The 18618-nt window shown below is 47.2% G+C and carries 14 protein-coding genes; 4 read left to right on the plus strand and 10 right to left on the minus strand.

From position 1 onward, the window contains the following. Nucleotides 1-41: 41 nt before the first annotated feature. From ARCVE_RS10850 to ARCVE_RS08140, 4 genes are all read right to left on the minus strand, one after another. Nucleotides 42-725, minus strand: coding sequence for an initiation factor 2B-like protein (locus ARCVE_RS10850; RefSeq protein ID WP_013684292.1), 684 nt, complete (start codon nt 723-725; stop codon nt 42-44). A gap of 107 nt (nt 726-832) precedes the next feature. After that, nucleotides 833-1372 (minus strand): CRISPR-associated protein Cas4, encoded by a 540-nt coding sequence (locus ARCVE_RS08130; RefSeq protein WP_156786042.1) that lies wholly within the window; start codon nt 1370-1372, stop codon nt 833-835. Nucleotides 1373-1556: 184 nt separating this feature from the next. Continuing rightward, complete coding sequence (locus ARCVE_RS08135; protein WP_013684294.1) at nt 1557-3044, minus strand: DUF790 family protein; 1488 nt, start codon at nt 3042-3044, stop codon at nt 1557-1559. Then, a complete protein-coding gene (locus ARCVE_RS08140; protein WP_013684295.1) occupies nt 3022-4377 on the minus strand; it encodes a DEAD/DEAH box helicase family protein in 1356 nt (451 codons plus the stop codon). Before ARCVE_RS08140 ends, ARCVE_RS08135 begins: the two co-directional genes overlap by 23 nt. A gap of 332 nt (nt 4378-4709) precedes the next feature. On the opposite strand from ARCVE_RS08140, the gene ARCVE_RS08145 reads away from it, so the two are divergent. From ARCVE_RS08145 to ARCVE_RS08155, 3 genes are read left to right on the plus strand one after another with little or no spacing between them, the layout of a single operon-like run. Then, complete coding sequence (locus ARCVE_RS08145; protein ID WP_048086250.1) at nt 4710-5639, plus strand: ABC transporter ATP-binding protein; 930 nt, start codon at nt 4710-4712, stop codon at nt 5637-5639. Then, complete coding sequence (locus tag ARCVE_RS08150; protein ID WP_013684297.1) at nt 5632-6594, plus strand: ABC transporter ATP-binding protein; 963 nt, start codon at nt 5632-5634, stop codon at nt 6592-6594. Before ARCVE_RS08145 ends, ARCVE_RS08150 begins: the two co-directional genes overlap by 8 nt. 45 nt (nt 6595-6639) lie before the next feature. Further along, on the plus strand, nt 6640-7224 hold the full coding sequence (locus ARCVE_RS08155) for a hypothetical protein (protein WP_013684298.1): 585 nt from the start codon (nt 6640-6642) through the stop codon (nt 7222-7224). 65 nt (nt 7225-7289) lie between these two features. On the opposite strand, the gene nikC is transcribed toward ARCVE_RS08155, so the two are convergent. The 5 genes from nikC to ARCVE_RS11380 form a co-directional block, all read right to left on the minus strand. Then, entirely contained in the window at nt 7290-8132 is an 843-nt protein-coding gene (nikC, locus tag ARCVE_RS08160) for a nickel transporter permease (RefSeq protein ID WP_013684299.1), read from the minus strand. Continuing rightward, complete coding sequence (locus tag ARCVE_RS08165) at nt 8129-9049, minus strand: ABC transporter permease (protein WP_013684300.1); 921 nt, start codon at nt 9047-9049, stop codon at nt 8129-8131. The genes nikC and ARCVE_RS08165 overlap by 4 nt, the downstream gene beginning before the upstream one ends. Nucleotides 9050-9054: 5 nt before the next feature. After that, nucleotides 9055-10650 (minus strand): ABC transporter substrate-binding protein, encoded by a 1596-nt coding sequence (locus tag ARCVE_RS08170; protein WP_013684301.1) that lies wholly within the window; start codon nt 10648-10650, stop codon nt 9055-9057. Nucleotides 10651-10789: 139 nt separating this feature from the next. Next, nucleotides 10790-11536, minus strand: a complete 747-nt coding sequence (locus tag ARCVE_RS08175; RefSeq protein WP_048085897.1) for a class I SAM-dependent methyltransferase — start codon at nt 11534-11536, stop codon at nt 10790-10792. A 1-nt stretch (nt 11537) separates the two neighbouring features. Next, nucleotides 11538-11699 carry a hypothetical protein gene (locus tag ARCVE_RS11380; RefSeq protein ID WP_013684303.1) on the minus strand — a complete coding sequence of 54 codons (162 nt, stop codon included), beginning with the start codon at nt 11697-11699 and terminating at the stop codon, nt 11538-11540. Nucleotides 11700-11911: 212 nt separating this feature from the next. Here ARCVE_RS11380 and ARCVE_RS11635 point away from each other — a divergent pair, with 212 nt between their 5' ends. Then, on the plus strand, nt 11912-14992 hold the full coding sequence (locus tag ARCVE_RS11635; protein WP_013684304.1) for a PGF-CTERM sorting domain-containing protein: 3081 nt from the start codon (nt 11912-11914) through the stop codon (nt 14990-14992). A 44-nt stretch (nt 14993-15036) separates the two neighbouring features. Here the strand turns inward: ARCVE_RS11635 and ARCVE_RS08190 are convergent, their stop codons facing one another. Further along, nucleotides 15037-18531: a cobaltochelatase subunit CobN gene (locus ARCVE_RS08190; RefSeq protein ID WP_013684305.1), complete on the minus strand. Its 3495-nt coding sequence runs from the start codon at nt 18529-18531 to the stop codon at nt 15037-15039. Nucleotides 18532-18618 lie beyond the last annotated feature (87 nt).

Genomic DNA, 18618 nt, shown 5'->3' on the forward strand with positions numbered 1-18618 from the left:
AGATTAAAGTAGAGACGCCGGCACAATCCCACCTCAGCAGATTATACGGAGCTAACATCCCGCCAGTCCGTCGTTCCATCTTCAGTTATCAGCGTCGCGAGGTCTGCAGGAGCGAACTCGAAAGGCTCAACAACCCTGAGCCTTCCGGCCTTGTAACTCGGAGCTACGACGTAGAACGGTCTGTTGAGGTACTTCGCAGTGAGTGCAAGTGGTAGCGTTCCGACCTTGTTCACAAAGCCATCCATTGATATGGCATCTGCCCCGCAGACGACGACGTCGCTCTTCATCACGGCATACCCCATCTCTGCATCGAAGACGAGTTCTGATTCGACCTTTCTCTTCAGAAATTCGTATGCATCTACACCCTCTCCTCCCGGCTCAGATCGAAGGACGAAGACTTTTTTAGCTGTGTATAGCCCCCTTTCGACGATGTGGCTCCTGCTTATGATTACCACCCTCTTTCCTTCTACGAGTTCTGCAAGCTTGCTGCCAGCCCTCTCGTTCATCTCCTCTATCATCTTCCGGACTTCTCCGACATCATACATCTCTAAGAGTTTCATTATGCTCACAAGCCCCGCCATGCTCGGGTGTGCGCTGGCTATCTGCCTTGCAGCTTCAACCTGACTCTCTCTGTCGAGGCCTTCGAGGTACTTCAGAGCCTTCTCAATTATCCTCGACGAGCCGCTCCTCCTGTCTTCTGTAATGTCTTTTATGCTCAATCCCATGGCATCACCTTTTACGGACTTAACGCAGAAGATGTTATTTTCGCCCTTAATATCAGTTCCCTTTTCTCTGAACCCCCAACATGGTATCCAAGACTCTTATTTTTTCCTCAAAACCTCTTATACCCCTTCACACCACACAATCGCGCGAAGCTGCACGAACGACACACTGGCTGGGCAACTTCGAAAACAATCTCGGGTATAACACCCTCTCTTATGTATCCCCATAGAGCGTCGAAGTAGGCTATCGTTTGTCTGATGATGCTGCGGGAGAAGCTCGTGTAGATTATCTTCATCTTATCCATCCCGTTGCCCGCAAAGACGAGGAGGCCGAGCTTCTTGCCTTCCATAAGCATGTAGAGGTTGAGCTGTGCAAGATTTGGTAACAGGTACTGCTGCGCTACGCTGGATTTGACCTCCACGACGAAATCTCTCGTAACAAAATCGGGTCTGCCGACCAGCGTATAGTTTCTGAAGTACAGTTCTCTGTTTCTCGCTCTCCTGAGCCCGAGATGCGAAAGTTTCTTCTCAACAACCTCTTCAGCTCTTCTTCCCTTTTCCATGAGCTTCCTGTCGAGCTTCGCTGGCATGAAGTACGAGAAGTAGCTCCATCTCATGCAGCGAAGCGCCCAGCTCGCGGAGAAACGCATATCATGGGTAAGGGGACGGAACGCTTAACGCTTGGGTGTGACGCGAAAGTGTTTGATGCTGTGCGACGATTTATGTAAATGTTGAACAAAAATAAAAACACGGGATGTGGGCCCGTTAAGCCGCAGAGCCTCATGCTTGTCAGCCCTGCCGGTTCGCGGGCCCATAGAACATTACACTCATAGATTAATAAGTTTTGCAGTTCTTAGACACTTTCTCAATAATTGCATCCTCCTCAGTGAGTCCTATCCATTTTATCCTGTAGCCCATATCTGGAAGGATGTCACAGCCTACACCATACTTCTCCAAGATGTGGGCCACATCGGATAGCTTTTCAGGGTTTGCATGCTCCACTTCGACACTCATTCGCTCAAAGACTTTCCTTTTCACCGCATAACTCCCGGCTAAAATATAATCTTCAGGGATAAGAGCAGCAATTTCTTTTACGGAAACACCGTATGCGTTTGAAAGTTCCTTCAGGTTGACTACATCCTCTCTGAACTCAATTTCCTTTACATCTCGCCTCAAATAGGCGTTTATCCTCTTTACAATCTCGCTGTACGGCATCTTTTTCGAGAACATGATAACATCCTCGGATTTCAATTTCCCCTCACCGAATTCCTCTCTTGCAATCAGAATCAGGGGGATTCCAGCTTCTTTTACTTTCTCAATCTTCTTTTCCACATATTCTGGAGTCCAGAAGCCAGCAATTTCTACGTAGACTTCCTTTTCGCCTTTTCTTATGAGAAAGTCCGGAACGAATGCATATCTACCGGCTTTAACGACGTCTGGCTCTCTTACCACCTCAATATCCGGCTTTATCGCCCTTAGTTTCCTCACGAACTCTTCTTCGAGCGAGGAATCGTACTCGACCTTCTCGTCCCGCTCCGGAAACAGGTGTTTGTAGCTATCGTCTATCTCAAGAATGTAGATCTTGCCCGAATCGTCGAGGATTTCAGCCCTTATCCACCACCTGTCGGCTTTTACGATGGAGGGGACTATCTTGGCCATCGATGTGCCGTACTTCCTGGTCATCTTTAAAATGGATGCTGGGCCAGTTACATCTGTAAGAATCTGATCGCCTTCCTCGTAAAGCTCGTACATCAGCCCGAGCCACTTGATGCGGCGGAAGATTTCCTTGTGGTTGGATGAAGTCCAGAAGGTCATGCGGAGGCAGTTGAACAGAGCTGTCTGAAGCAAAGATAGATTGTAAAGTCTGATGAGAGTGTCAGCATTGATCTGTCTGACATCGACGAGGATCAGCTCCTCATCCCTATCTGCAAACATGGCTCTCTCGATTTCTTCGGGCGTAGTGTTGAAGTATCTGGCAGCATACTCTATAACGCGCTGTCTCTCCTTCTTTGTTGTCACGTAGCCTTTCTCGAAGAGGTACAATCTCACCTCAACGGGATCGAGGGGAGAAGACACATAGAACATGCAGGCCTTGTCAGCGCAGAAGTTCTCCATAACTCTTGCCAGTCCCCTCACCTTTCTGTAGTTCTCCGCGTTTTCCAGCGATTTCAGTGCTGAAAGGATAGAGCCGTACTTTCTGCCCTTCCCGGCTTTGAAAATTTTTATTATCCTCTCCGCTAAGGCGTAGTCCTTATCGCCTGCAAACTTCGGGAGTATCTTTCCCCTCGACTTCCTGACTTCAAGGAGTTCTTTTGGAAGCATGTCTTCGCCTCCTCCTTGCCGTGTGAACTTCTCCGGTATCTCTCGACACGAGTTCGTAGAGAATCGCCTTATCTTTGCCCTTCGCTGGCCTGAGGATTCTGCCAAGGCGCTGGATGAATTCCCTCGCACTCCCACTCCCGCTCATGATTATTCCAACGTTTGCATCGGGCACATCTATTCCTTCGTCAAGCACCTGACTGCTGACGATGGCTTTGAACTTCCCTTTTTTGAAGCCGTCGAGGATTACCTGTCTTTCATCCTTCGAGGTGCGGTACGTGATGGCTGGAATCAAGAATAGCTTCGATATCGCGTAGACGAGGTCGTTGTGACGTGTGAAGATTATTATCTTGTTTCCCCTGTGCCTTTCGAGCAGTTCTCTGAGCTTAACAAGCTTGTTTTTCGAGTTGAATGCAATCTTCCTGGCCTCATCCCACGCCCTCAACGCTTCGTAGGCCCTTGCATCGTATCCGGTTGCCATAACAACTCTGTTAAAGTCATCCACACTTCTCAGCACTATTCCCTTTCTTCTTACGTACTCTCTGAATATTCTGGCCTTCGATTCGTACTCCTTCCTCTCCTCCTCCGTCAGAGGGACGTAGATTCTCTTCACAGTGTAGTCTGAGAGATGTTTTCCTGCAAGATCTTCGGGCCTGAGCTCGAATATCTTACCTCCAACCAGTTCAGGCAGCAAAGAATGGCGGCCATCATCCCTTTCGTAGGTTGCTGTTAAGCCGAGGCGATAGGGAGCTGCGCTCATCTCTGCAATCTGACTGTAAGATTCTGAGGGTAGGTGGTGAACTTCGTCAAAAACAAGGAGCATGAACCTATTGCCCAGCGTTTCGGCGTTTATGTACGCTGAGTCGTAGGTTGAAACTGTAATCGGCCTGAGCTCTTTCTTTCTGCCTGAAAACTCACCTATCCATTCTTTGCCAAAGATTGAAAGTTTCTCCTTCCACTGGTCAAGCAAATCGAGGGTCGGAACAATAATGAGCGTCGGAACTGACAGATCTTTTATCACCTCCATTGCTACATACGTCTTGCCGCTGCCTGTCGGTAAAACTATGCATCCTCTTCTATCCAGCATCCACCTCTCAACAGCCTGCTGCTGGTAGTCCCTCAACTCTATTTCCGCATCGAAAAAAGGTGTTGGGACGGGGTCGAGAACCTCATCGGCGTATTCAATTCCCGATTTTTCGAGGTAATCTACTATGTCCCGGTACTTGTAGGCAAAAGCCCTGTAGCATCCCGAACGAGAATCGTATTTAGCGAAAGGGACGTGAATGTTGCCTTCAATCCTTATCGTGCCCCTCTCGTAGCTGAGTCTTGGCTTCATTTCCCAGCACCACTGCAGCCCCTAAAAACTCTAAAGAGTATCTAAATGATGCATTGCAAGGATGTAATAAGACTTTCCCGAACCCCAATGAATCCTGCAAGTTGCTCTTTTCAGACAATTAATGATCGAATTGGAAAAATCGAGAATACGTATGGATAGGCCCTTTTTTCCTCTAATGGCATTCTGGAACTTTTTCGTCAGAACTTCATGAGTGTTAAATTACGAAATTTTTTTATGGCATAGTTAACACTATTCTTGAGATTGATATGGCCTTCTCCAATAAAAGTGTCGAAACTGGAACAATCAGTATAAACTCTCATACCCATACATGCTTGCTTGACATACAGGATCTCCGTGTTCACTTCATACTCGAGGACTCAGCAGTCAGAGCAGTTGATGGCGTCAGCCTTAAGGTGCATGAAGGCGAAACTCTCACGTTGATCGGGGAAAGTGGAAGTGGAAAATCGATCCTCGGAACCTCAATCCTGAGACTTCTCCCGCCAAATGCCAGAATTGACGGAAAAATCCTGTTTAACGGATTGGATCTGCTCAACCTGCCAGAAGACGATCTGAGAAAAATCAGAGGCAGAGATATTGCGTGGGTTCCACAAAATCCTGCAACGTCTCTTAACCCCGTATTAAAGGTGGGCATCCAGATTGCCGAACCGATGGAAACCCACCTTAACATGAATAGAGAGAGCGCCCTGAAAAAAGTCATAAAGTTACTTAAATTCTTTGATATAGAGCCTGCGGAAAAAAGAGTTAACGAGTATCCGCATCAGTACAGCGGAGGGATGCGACAGAGGGCACTCGTTGCAATGGGCACTTCAACAAAGCCCAAGCTGATCATTGCAGACGAGCCAACGAAGGGTGTGGATGCATCGAAAAAAGTTCGTGTCGTGGAACTTTTCAGAAAAATTAAGAAAAACGGCAAATTATCGATGCTCGTCATAACCCACGACCTGCCATTCGCCAGAACTCTTGCCGATAGAATTGCAGTAATGTACTGCGGGCAGATAGTCGAAATCTGCAACGCTGACACTTTCTTCGAAGAACCCCTGCACCCTTACTCAAAGGCTCTGCTCGATTCTCTGCCATCAAGGGGGTTAAAGCCCATAAAGGGCAACTCACCAAGCATGGTAAGCCCGCCAGAAGGCTGCAGGTTTCATCCGAGATGCGAATATGCAAACAGCAGATGCAGGAAAGAGCCGCCGCTTATCGAACTCAATGGCAATTCAGTGAGGTGCTGGCTCTATGACTGAAGCCATAGCCATCGCTGACAAGAAAATGCTGGTCAGAGGTGTACGGCTGCGCAAGGTCTTCGAGTCCGGAGTTATTTCGAAACGCAGAGTTGTTGCCGTTGACAACGTTGACATCGAAATAGGGAGTGGAGAGACCCTCGCTCTTGTAGGAGAAAGCGGGAGCGGCAAGTCAACGCTCGGCAGGATGCTTCTACTGCTGATAAGGCCAACGAGCGGAGATGTTTATTTCGATGGAATGAACCTCACAAAAATGAAGGAAAGTGAGCTGAGAAAAATCAGGCAGAAAATGCAGCTCATTCCGCAGCATCCAGAAAGTGCTCTGGATCCGAGATGGAGAATATACAATAGCATTGCAGAACCCCTGCGAATTCATAAACTCGCAGATAGAAACGAAGAGAAAGAAATCGTTTACAGGCTTATAGAGACCGTTGGACTGCAGGAAGAGCACTTAAGCAGATATCCCCACGAGTTGAGCGGAGGAGAACTGCAGAGAGCAGTTATAGCGAGGGCAATAGCGCTAAATCCGAAGTTTATTGTGTGCGACGAACCGACTTCAATGCTGGATGTTTCCGTTCAAGCAGCGATTATCAACCTGCTTATGAACTTGCAGCGCAGGCTTGGTCTGTCATACCTCTTCATAACCCACGATCTGGAGGTTGCCAACACAATTGCACACAGAATAGCGGTAATGTATGCTGGGCAAATAGTCGAGGAAGGTGTTAGAATTTTAGATGGACCTTTGCATCCCTACACGAGGATGCTCGTTGAATCCCTTGATATGAATGTGGATTCCAAAAACTTCAAGTTTAAGGCCGAAGATCTGCTGAACACCCATTCCTCCAAACAGACTGGATGCAAATTTTACCATCTCTGTCCGAAACGAATGGATAAGTGTCTAAAGCCACCAGAAATTGTTGAGATTGATGGACGGAGGGTTAGGTGTCATTTATACTGATGTTTGGAAGTAAAGCTATTATTAGTGAAGCTACTGAGAAAATAAATGATGAGGAAATATAACTGGAGTCGTCTAAATCGTCTGCAAATAGGTCGATACGCAGAATACTTCGTCAAGATGGAGTTTACTTTGTTTGGCTTCGAAGTCTACACGGCCGAAGTAGATGACCGAGGTATCGACTTTGTTGTCCGCAAGGATAACCGGTACTACGATGTACAAGTCAAGTCAGCTCGTGGGCTAAATTATATCTTTTTCCCGAAAGACAAGTTCAGTCCGCGTGATAACCTGTTGGCAGCAATTGTACTTTTCTTCGATGGTGAGCCACCACAACTATACCTCATTCCATCAAAAGAGTGGCTTAAACCAAATGCTCTTCTTGTGAGCCGTGATTATGAAGGCAAAAAAAGTAAACCAGAGTGGGGGCTCAACTTATCTAAGAAAAACCTACCTTGCTATCCCGGTTTGCATTCGATAAGATTGTTCAGAAATTATAGTGTTACTCCAGAGAAACCTTATTTGGAGTTGCTATCGAATGGGTTTGACAAGATTCTGAGGTCTCTGGAAACACAAAAAAGTATAGCTTTCTTAAAGTCGCTGAAGAAAAACCCAGAATTGATGAATCTTTATTAAAGGATGAAAAACCAAGTGAAGATCTTCAAGGGGTATGGGGTTGCTTAATTTTAGAATAAATATCCTCACGACTCAAATTTCCTCTCCAACGCCCTCGGATCCAGCACATCTCTCAAGCTGTCTCCGAGCATGTTGAACGCTAAAACTGAAACCATAATCATAAAACCCGGAAACACCATCAGATAGGGATGCGTTTCCATAAATGGAAGTGCATCTCTGAGCATAACTCCCCATTCCGGTGTGGGAGGTTGCAAGCCCAAACCAAGAAAGCCCAATCCGGAAATCGCAAGTATGGCTGAGCCCAAATCGAGGGTCATGAGTGGCAGGATAGGCGACAATGCATTTGGAAGTACGTGCCTCACCATAATCTCAAAATTACTCGCTCCTAAAGCCTTTACAGCCAGAATAAACTCCGATTCCTTTAACGATAGCACCACGCTTCTGACCATTCTCGCATAGCTCACCCACCATACCGCAGCCAGTGCAAGCACAAGATTCAGGTATGATGGACCGAAAATTCCCAAGATTACAATGGCTAAAATTATGTTGGGAAATGCCAGCAAGACATCAACTATTCTCATAATAACGTTGTCAACAACTCCGCCGTAATAGCCAGCTACAATACCGAGCCCCACGCCTATTGAGGCTGTGAGCATGACGACAGACATTGCAACGAAAAGCGAAACCCTTGCACCATGCAAAACTCTGCTAAAAACATCCCTGCCAAAGTTGTCAGTCCCGAAGGGGTGCTTTACGCACGGATACACCAATCTCTCCTTTAAATTCAACTCGTTGGGATCGTAGGGCGAGATTAGCGGGGCAAATATGCCGAGGGCTAGTAGGAGTAGAATCATGGCAATACTAGTCTTCAGCTTCCTCACGCTGTTCATGCTGTTTATGCTGTTCATTCCACCCTCACCCTCGGATCGAGGATCATGTAAACGATGTCAACAATCAGGTTCACCACAACAAAAAGAAAAGCGATGAACACGACAAAGCCAGAAACAGCTATGTAATCCCTCGCAAATATGGAATCCATGAGGAACTTGCCTATTCCGGGCAGAGAGAATATGCTTTCGATTATTACAGCACCTCCAAGCAGGTGTCCAAACTGAAGGCCGATAAGCGTTACCACTGGAATTACAGCGTTTCTCAAAGCGTGTCTGATAATGACTGCTCTTTCTGGCAATCCTTTCGCCCTTGAAACGAGAATGTACTGCTCATTTAGCACTTCGAGCATGCTTCCACGCATGACCCTTGTTATGGATGCAAAGATGTGCAAACCCAAAGCAATTGTTGGCAAGATCATGTTTTTCAATCCTCCAAGGCCAAAAGCCGGTAAAAGCTTGAGTTTGACGCAGAAGAACAGGATCAACAGTAAAGCGAGCCAGAAGCTTGGAATTGAAACGCCAAGGCTCGCTATGATTCTGCAAACGTTATCAATTATAGAGTCCTTCCTGATAGCGGATACGATGCCGAGAGGAATGCCAAGGGTTGTGGCAAACAGAACTGCTGAAAACGCGAGGGTTAGCGTGACGGGAAATCTGTAAAGAAACTCACCTATAACACTATCTCCAGTCTGCGGGCAGACGAGCTTTCCGGTAACGAACAGCTTCAGCCAGATGTAGTACTGGACAAGGAAAGGTTGGTCGAGGTTGTATCTCGCCATAAACGCAACAACTTCATCCTCTGTCGGCTCAAAACCAAGCTGTTCTTTCAGTACCGCCTCGGCAACATTTCCCGGGGCGAGGTACAGCAAAGAAAAAGAAAGAAAAGAGGCAAAAAACATCACAAGCAAGGCTGTTGCGAGCCTTTTGACGATCATGGTACTTATTTCACTATCTCAACATTTGTCAGATCCATCTTGTACATTGTCGCAGCGTGCTTGTAGCCCTTAACGTAGTCCTTGTAGGCAACAACCTTAACTATGTCGTAAAGCGGTAGCTGGGCAGCTTCATCGTTCAGAATCTTCCATATCTGCTGGTAGTACTCGTTTCTCTTCACATCGTCTCTTGTGGTGTAAACTTTCTTTATTAACTCATCAAGCTCTTCGCTGTGGTAGTGCTTGTAGTATCCTCCAGCCTTTGTGTAGTGGTTCTGCCACAGTATGCCCTGAGGTGCCCACGGGATGCAGCCGGAATGGTGGACGAACATCATAAACTCGCCCTTCTTCCTCTTTTCCCATGTGGCGCTCGATTCCAGAGAAACGATGTTGAGCTTTATTCCCACCTTCTTGAGCTCTGATTGCAGGTAGATTGCTACTGCATCAGCGTTTGCTTCTCCCTGCGGGACTAACAGTTCGACTTCAAGCTTCTTTCCATCCTTCTCCCTTATTCCATCCCCATCGCTGTCAACCCATCCAGCCTCTTCAAGCAGGGCTTTTGCCTTTTCAGGATCGTAGCTGTATCCTTCAATGTCTGCTGGCCCGTACTTGAACCACGGGCACATTGGAAGATTTGCTGGTTCTGCTATTCCGGCAAACAGCTCCTTGACCATAGTCTCCTTATCGACAGCATAATTTATCGCTTTCCTCACCCTCACATCGTTTAGTGGCTCAACATAGCAGTTGAACCTTATAACCTGATATCTCCCATAGCTCTGCCAGCTCACTTCAATGTCCTTCTCTGCCTGAAGCTTGGGAACTTCTTCATAGGGAACTGCTGAATGATGCTCAGGAGCGCCGATTATGTCCACATCACCAGCTTTAAGAGCCATTACGAGCGCATGCGGATCGGGAATTACCTTCCAGACTATTTTTTCAAGTTTTGGCTTTGTTCCCCAGTACTCATCGTTTCTTTCAAGCACAGCATACTGATCCTTGACATATTCAACGAGCTTGAATTGACCAGTTCCAATGTACTTCACGAGCTTTCCGCTCGTATTCCATGCAGGTTCAACGGCTGTAGGACTTACTATCTTGCTCCTGAACTCGCTTGCCAGATCGAGCAAGAACGGATAGTAGTACTCTTTGAGGTATACTTTGATCGTGTAATCGTCAACGATTTCAACCCTGTCCACGTATTTTGCATAAGCAGCTCCCTGATTCATGCACCACTCAAGGGCAAACTTCGCTGCTTTTGCGTCAAATGGTGTACCATCGTGGAATTTAACACCCTTTCTCAGGTGGAAGGTGTAAGTTAGGCCATCATCGCTTATGTCCCAGCTTTCTGCAAGCAAAGGTATAGGATTACCGTATCTGTCTACATCTACCAAAGTCTCAAATACGAGACTCCTGCCTTCAGTTGCCTTCTTAAAGTCCTTAACCGCTCCAATCTTGAGCACCTGTTCGACTTTCGCTTCTTCTGCAGCTTGAACTTCTGGCGTTTGTGTAACCTTGGTTTCTTCCTTAACCTTCTCTTCACCTGCGCATCCAAGCAGGAGCAAGGCAACCAAAACCAGAGCGGCAAGTTTCATCAGTTTCTTCATTCAATCACCCCTGTACTAAGCCCTCACATATGAGGTCTGTCATTCTATCGCAACGCATTCAGCCTTAGCTCATACATTCTCATAAAAATCTTTCGATTTTTAATACTTATTGATAAGATTAGTAATAAAATATCAATCATTACACCCTCTTAAAACCCTCAATCATAAAGTAGTTCCTGCCACCCCATGCAAGACGATAAACGAAGGGCTGGCTGTTCAGCATCATCTCCCTTATCCAGCTCAGGTCCTTTACCGAGATGTCAGACAGACCTGCCCTTCCAAACATCTCAGCAACTTTCTCTGGATCTGAGCCGCCGTAGAAGGGGAGCATCTTGTTTATCTCCTTTCTGTAGTGGTAGTTCTTCCATGGATTTCTCCTTTCGTAAACTGCAACTGCTATTCTCCCGATGAACCTCCTGAGCTTCGCAGGCGGAGAACTATCAAGCCATTTGCCATCTATTGCAACAACTTTTCCCCCATCCCTTACAACCCTGCTCCACTCTTCTATGGCTTTCTGCGGATTTGGAAGAGTCCAGAGCAAATGTCTGCAAATCACTGCATCAAAAGAACAATCGTCGAATGGCAGGTTTTCCGCATCTCCAAGCTTGAATTCTACATCAACTCCAAGCTTTCTCGCTTTTTTCTTTGCAACTTCAAGCATGCCCTTCGATAAATCAATTCCAACAACTTCGTGACCTAACTCAGCCAGTATCAAAGCGAGAAAGCCAGTTCCCGTTCCAACATCGAGAATTTGCATCCTTCTTTCGAACACGCTGGCCAGAACATCTCTCCAGACTTCTGGCAGGCTTGCATGTCCTGGAGACTTATCGTAGTCTTTTCCTCTCAAATCCCAGTACTCCCTTATTTTTTCTTTTACGTCAGACATCTCAATCCCCATTTATTCGGTTACAATCATCAATGTCGTCGTTATTGTTTCCCTTATCGCAAATCTTCGTCAATTCGTCTGCATATACCGTAAGCCTACCAAATATCTTCCACGCTCCGTGATTAACAAGTCTGAACGTTCTTCGAATACCATATAACACCATTTGAATTGCAAGTATTAACAATGAAATAAATAATTTTCGAAATTTCGGAAAAATCTCAATCCTTTCCTGAGTACTGATAACAAATAGCAAATTTTTTAAAGCATAGCTCGTCGCCAGAATTCCAAAAAAATTAACACGAAATGTGAAGAAAGCAGAAAAATTTCTAAATCAAAAAAATTGGTAGATTCGTCAAGGAAAGTTGAGGTGATGAAATGGAAAAGAATATCGTAAAACTGCTGACTGCATGCATGGTGATTTTCGCAGCAATGTCTGCCGCGAGTGCAAGTGAGGGCAGCTACGGAAACGTGACAGCGAGCATACAGGACGTCGTCACAGTTGGCGATACTCCGGCAACGATTTACTTCAACATATCCATCAAAGATACGACCAACGCTACCGCCTGGTTCAATGTGAGCTTTCCAACGTGCTTTGACCTCAACAGTGCAACAGTTAACATTACGATAAACGGTACAGCAGATCCAGCAGACTGGGATAAGACAACAAGTGGCAACTACATCAACGTCTCGTCTTCAACAGCCTCGGCAAACGCAAACGAAACTCACTGGATTAACATAACGTTTAACCTGAACAGTTTCTCAAGCATTGAGGGAATCCTCGGAGAGCACAGCATAGTGGTTACTACGAACAACAGCGCGAGCATAACGCTGACGACGAGGGTTACGTGTGAGATAAACACAGGCGATGTTACCCTGGAGAATTCGACGACACCGTACATCCTCGTCAAGTTCAAAAATGCAAAGCAGAACGTCGCACTCAATAAGATAGAGTACTACTATGGCGATAGTATATCCTTCGCTGTCGATACGGCCGATGAAGCAACAATCAAGCTCGTTGACCTTGACACTGGCGACGTCGTAAAGGCTGCGAGCGTCTCTGGCCACGGAGATTTTGAGTGGGCCACGACGGACGAAATAATGCCCGGAAGGTACACAATCGAGGTCTATGCAAGCTACGGCTCTGATAAGAACTACATGAACCTGACAGACAAAGCAACAGTAAACAGCGTTACAGGTGATGACCTTACAAGCGATGAAAGGGGCTACGTAATAGAGGTCAGCCCGAGGGACATAAACAAGCCCATCGTCAAGATAGAAATGCTAAACCCCTCTAACCAAGTAGCTAAAGGTGACCTTGCCATCTTCGATGTTTACGTTTACGGAGCAGACAGCGGAACATACAGCGTTACCGGTCCGTACGACACCACCGAACTCACAGAATACGTAAACAAACCTCTCTCGCTCTCAGGACACAGGTGCAGAGTCGTTGTTGACACAACAAAGATCGTGAACGCCGGTGGCCAGACCGGTACGTCAAAAGGAGCATACAAGCTCGTGGTGAGCAGCCTGAACACTGAGGTTGAAAAGGTATTCTACATAGTAAGTCCAGACATCAGCCTTTACTGCAATGCTGAGGAAGTTTACCTCGGGCAGAAAGTAACGTTCTACGGTACCACCAACGTGGCCCCAAGCGACGACGTGTGCGATGGAGGAGAAGAGAACTATGTAAAAATCATAGTCTACAACAGCACGAGCGAAGAACATGTAATGGATGAAAAGAGCGTTAAGGTCGACGCTGACGGAAACTTCTCCGCTGACGTGAGATTCAATATTAGCTGGAGTACGGGCACGTATAAGGTCGTCGCAAAGGTCTACACGACTTCGAGCTATTCGGGCAGTGATGACATAACGATCACGGTTGAGAAGCCGAGCTTCGACATATACCTGAGCAAGTACAGCTACCAGCCAGGCAAGTCTATAAGCGTGAAGGGAACCACAAGCCTGCCCGAGAACACAGAAGTTATAATAGAGGTGCCTTCGGAACTCGCTTCAACAACGAGCTACACGGTTAAGGTTGACGCAAACGGAAAGTTCTGCAAGAGTATTACAGTAAAGAGCGACGCTCCGTATTCAACTTACACAATAAAGGCATACGTCCTCCAGAATGGAGAGATTTTCGTTGAGGATAGCATTGATGTTGAAATCGTCCCCCACGAGCTGGACGCGAGCATAGACAGGACGAGCGTTGCAAAGGGTGGTAAGCTCACTATAAGCGGTACTGCCACTTCAAGCAAGGTTTACGTGTTTGCAGACGAAGCAGGGATCTTCGAAGACGACGAAGGAAGAGATGTAGAAGAGTTGCCATCGAAGACCGAGGTATTCAGTACTGCTGGAGCTTACGCAAAAGTGTCAGGCGGTAACTTTTCAATCACACTCAAAGCCAAACTGTCAGCCTCAACTGGATCGTACAGGCTCTACGTCTTTGCTCCGGCGAGCAGCAGCGAGATTGATCCGGTAAGCGACGCCCAGACGACATTCATCGTTAAGGTAACGGAAATAGGCTTTACTGAAGTTCCGTCCAGCGTTGAATTCGTGAAGGGCGAAGCGACAACGGTTGAAGTTAGAGTTAGCGAGAGTGTTGCCGACGACGTCAGCGTTAAAGCTACGCTCAAGGGGTACGGAGTCAGTGTGACAAAGGAGCTTACGAAAGGTAGCGAAAAAGGTCTGTTCAAGCTCAAGCTGTATCCATTCTACAATGAAAGCAGCGACAGCCTCGTCGCATCTGGTTCGCCAAACGAGCTTCTTCCAGCAGGAACGTACTCCCTCACACTCAAGCTCTACTGCAATGGAGAGGAAGTGAAAGACGCAAGAACAGAAATCCCCGTCATCGTGAAGGAGCCCACGCTCGATGCAGAAGTGCCGGTGGAAGTTAAACAGGGAGAGTGGCTCAAAGTAACAGTTAAGACAAACAGAGGTAGCGGATACAGTGGAATATACGTCGTTCTGAAGACACCCGTTGAAGTCTACGCGAAGAAGGTTAGCACGGATGAGAACGGAATAGCCTTTGCACTCTTCGAAACCGAAATGCTCGAACTTGGAGAGTACGATGTCTACATCAGAGACACGATGGGCAGTATTAACGGCAATATTGAGGACTTCTACAGCATACCGCCGTCGGACGCATACGCGAAGAAGTACTACGCTCAGGATGACATTCTCGTCGCGAAAACAGTAAAGGTCGTGGAAGAACTCTCCACGACGCCGGTTGAGACTGTGGAGACTGTAGAAACCGTGGAAACTGTAGCCACTGAAACTGCCAAACCTCAGGCAACACCAGTAGTTACTGAGACTGTGGAAACCGTGGCTGTTGAGACCACCGAGACTGCTGAACCATCAACACAAGCAGCAAGCAAGGAAACCGAAACACCAGGATTCGAGGTTGTTTTCGCCATCACCGGCCTGCTCGCAGTGGCGTACCTGCTGAGGAGGCACTAAAGAATTAAATTCTTAATTTTTTATTAAATTTAATCAAAGTTCCATCAAACTTCAATGTCTTCAAGGTGTCCCTCGATTTCTCCGTAAATCTCTTCGAGTTCTTCAATCACCTTGTCGCTTGCGCTCCACAGGTTCCTCCTGTACGCTTCGAGCAGCCTCCTCGCTATCTCCTCGGCGGCGTGGGGGTTTACTTTCATGAACCACTCCCGCACTGCGTCGTCGAGCACATACTTCTCTGCAATCCTGTCGAAAATCCAGTCGTCCACGAGCTTCGTCGTTGCCTGCCAGCCAAACAGGTTGACGACCCTCTTCATGATGTCTCCCGCACCCTTGTAGCCGTGCTTTTTCATTCCTTCGAGCCATTTTTCGTTCAGGAGAGTCTTTCTTGCAACTCTCTCTATTTCATCTCGAGCATCAACTACCTTCGCAGCTTCCGGCTTCCTTGTATCCCCAATCAGAACCTTAACGTCTCTGCCCGAAACGTGCTTCACAGCAAGAGCCATGCCACCCTGAAACGCGTAGGGACAGTCATCGTCGAATATGTCCCACTCATCGGTGTAGTGATTTCTGACTACTGCTTCGACCGTTTTTAGACATGCTTTCAGCTCTTCTTCGTTCCTCTCTCCGTAGGAGTTCTTTCCGTAGACGTAACAGCCCCAGTTCATAAAAATCTCCGCAAGTTCCTCCTCTTTCTCCCAGTAAGACGTGTTTATCGCGTGGTTAACGCCAGCTCCGTACGCTCCAGGCATGTCGCCGAAAATTCTGTGTTTTATGCCTTCAAGGAAGTGCTTCCTGACGTAGTTCATTTCCAAGGGCTCGTCGAGGGTTGCAACTTTCATGACCGCATCATCAATCAGCTCCACGAGGTTCATGAAGACGTCCCTGAAGAGTCCGCTTATTCTCACAACAACGTCTATGCGGGGCCTTTTCAGCTCTTCGAGTGGGATTACCCTCAGACCGGAAACTCTACTGCCATCCCATACCGGTTCGACTCCGAGCAGGTACAGTATTTCCGCAATCTGTTCGCCGTCGGTGTTCATCGGGTCGCTGCTCCACTGCACGAACGCAATGCTTTCCGGCATTTTACCCTCTTCGGCAAACTTTTGAATCAACTGGTCTGCAAGCTTCTTTCCAACTTCCCACGCAGTTTTCGATGGGATTGCCTTGGGATCGACAGAATAGAAGTTGAAACCAGTCGGTATTGCCTCTATTCTCCCCCTCGTTACATCACCCGATGCGGCGGGTTCAATGAATTTGCCCTCAAGACATTCAAGCAGGTTTTCAATTTCCTGTATGCTCTCGAGTCTCGTGCGGACGTCCTCCCACAGCTTCATTACATCTCTGGCATCGAGCACGGCCCTTAGCAGAAATTCTGGCACGTCCGGAGAGCTCCTGCACACTCCATCCTCTCTGGCAATAGCCACGAATGCACTTCTACTCATTCTGACGAGCTCTCCAAGAGTGTAGCCATTATAGAGTTTAGACGGGTTGTTTGTTGCTTCGCTGTAATCTACGCCGAGCTTTTCGAGTATGAATCTCTCGGGCCTCACGATAGATGCGATGAAGTCGTCGATATCTCCATCAAGCCTGCCAAAGGTATGTAAGCCATAGTTGTACAGAGAGTCGTTTAATTCCGCGAGTTTAGAGTGAAGCTGTAGTATTTCATCGTCGAAGTTTTCCTCAGCTATGTTGAAGTTGTGCCTTGCTGCGAGTTCAACGATTCTGCGCTTCGCTTCCTTACACTGCTCCTCCAGCCCTCTTTCCCTTGCTTTTAAGTATTCCTCAACCGCCGTTTCAAGCTCCACATACCTTTGAGAGGATTGCATGGGTGGTGGCAGGTGATCGATGATCGTCGCGTATCCCCTTCGCTTTGCCTGCGTGCCTTCCGCAGGGTTGTTGACTATGTAGATGTACGCGTTGGGTATGCTCCGAAGGCAGACGTCAGGAAAACAAGCATCCGATAACCCGACAGACTTGCCGGGTAACCACTCAACACTTCCATGCTTACCCACGTGAATTACCGCATCGAAGAACTCGTTGATGAAGCGGTAGAACGCATAGTAGTAGTGCGGTACTGGCAGTGTTGGATTGTGTATCAGCTTATGGCAGTCCTCAGGCTCAAAAACAGGAGTGCGATGAGGTTGTATCGTAACAAAGACGTTTCCAAAGAGCAGTCCTGGGATTGGTATATCGTCGTAATCGCCCCACTCTTCGAGCATCGAAATCCTGACTTTCTCAGGCAATTCTTCAAACCACTGTTCGTACGTCTTTTTTTCTACAAGAAACGCGTAGCTGGTGTTTAAACTCCAGTTTCCCTGCCAGATTTGCTTACTCTCCACAAATAGCCTTGCAAGTTCTTCACCGTTTGACGGGATATTCTCGACTGCGTATCCTCTCTCATTCATAGCCCTCAGAATCTCGACGACGCTTTCAAAAGAGTCAAGGCCAAGAGCAGTTCCTATATTTGCCTCGCTGTTACCTATCGTCGAGGAGTGAAGGACTATCGCAATCTTCTTCTCCGAATTTGGCTTATCTCTAAGCTTGAGCCATCTCTCTACCTGCTCCGCAATCCTCTTTATTCTCTCGCTTATGGGCACGGCCTTCAGAATCGTTGGCGTTCTAATTTCGGCCGAGAAGACCGTCGGATTGATTACACCATCGAACTCCGGCATCGCTACCGCCATCGAGATAGTTGCGATGTTAAGCCCCTGCTGGTTTTCGGCCCACTCTTCGGGGCTGTTTGCGTAGATTTCTATTGCATTCAGAACCGGCACGTTCAGTCTCCTCAGCAGCTCCGGCTTTCTGCTCACCCTGAAGTACAGCCCCCACAGGAGAAGGGAAATAATGGGTTTATTTTCGATGAAGAAGTACCTCTCTATCGCATCTTCAACTCCAGGCATCCCAACGCTCGGATCAGGGAAAGTCAGGCAGAAGACGGGAATAACGCCGATGTTATGCTTCTCGAGCTCCCTGATCAGGCTATCAACATGGGCCGTATTTCTGAAGAGATACCTTGCTCTGTAAAAAAGCAAACCCACAAGCTTCTGAAAGGGATACTTATTCAGATACCACTCCAAATAATCCTCAACACTCTGAAAAAGTCCACCTTCTGGATGATATATCCCGTTCCAGGGCATAGGTTTTGGCTCTTCAGTGTTAATGCCCCTGTCAAAGTACTTCATGCAGAACTTCACAAAGTTCTTCAGATTTTCCAGCCCGTCATATGCGAGGTATCTTGCGAGAGTTTCGTAGTCCTTTCGGGATACGTTCGAGTAGTTGTCGATGCCCGACTTGAAGGCTACTATCAGCTTATCGCCGGCTTTACTTACAAGCTCATTCTCCCAGTCACCCTTTCCCATCTGGTTGACCACAATCGCATCGTATACGCTTACATCAGGCAGTACGTTTGTCCTGTTGAGCGTCTGAACGTCGATTACATCTATTCTGAACTTCCCCGCTTCCCTGCACTCTTTCTTCACCTCCTCCACAGCCATGTGAATGTGCTGGTAGTTCCAGACGATGAACAGAATTGCTGGCATCTCAGACCCCTGCTATTGATAAATTTGTAAAATATACTTTAGCTGAAATCAAGCAAATTTTAAAAAGCTTTCGATGCGTTAAGCTCG

The organism is Archaeoglobus veneficus SNP6 (assembly GCF_000194625.1).
Taxonomy (GTDB): domain Archaea; phylum Halobacteriota; class Archaeoglobi; order Archaeoglobales; family Archaeoglobaceae; genus Archaeoglobus_C; species Archaeoglobus_C veneficus.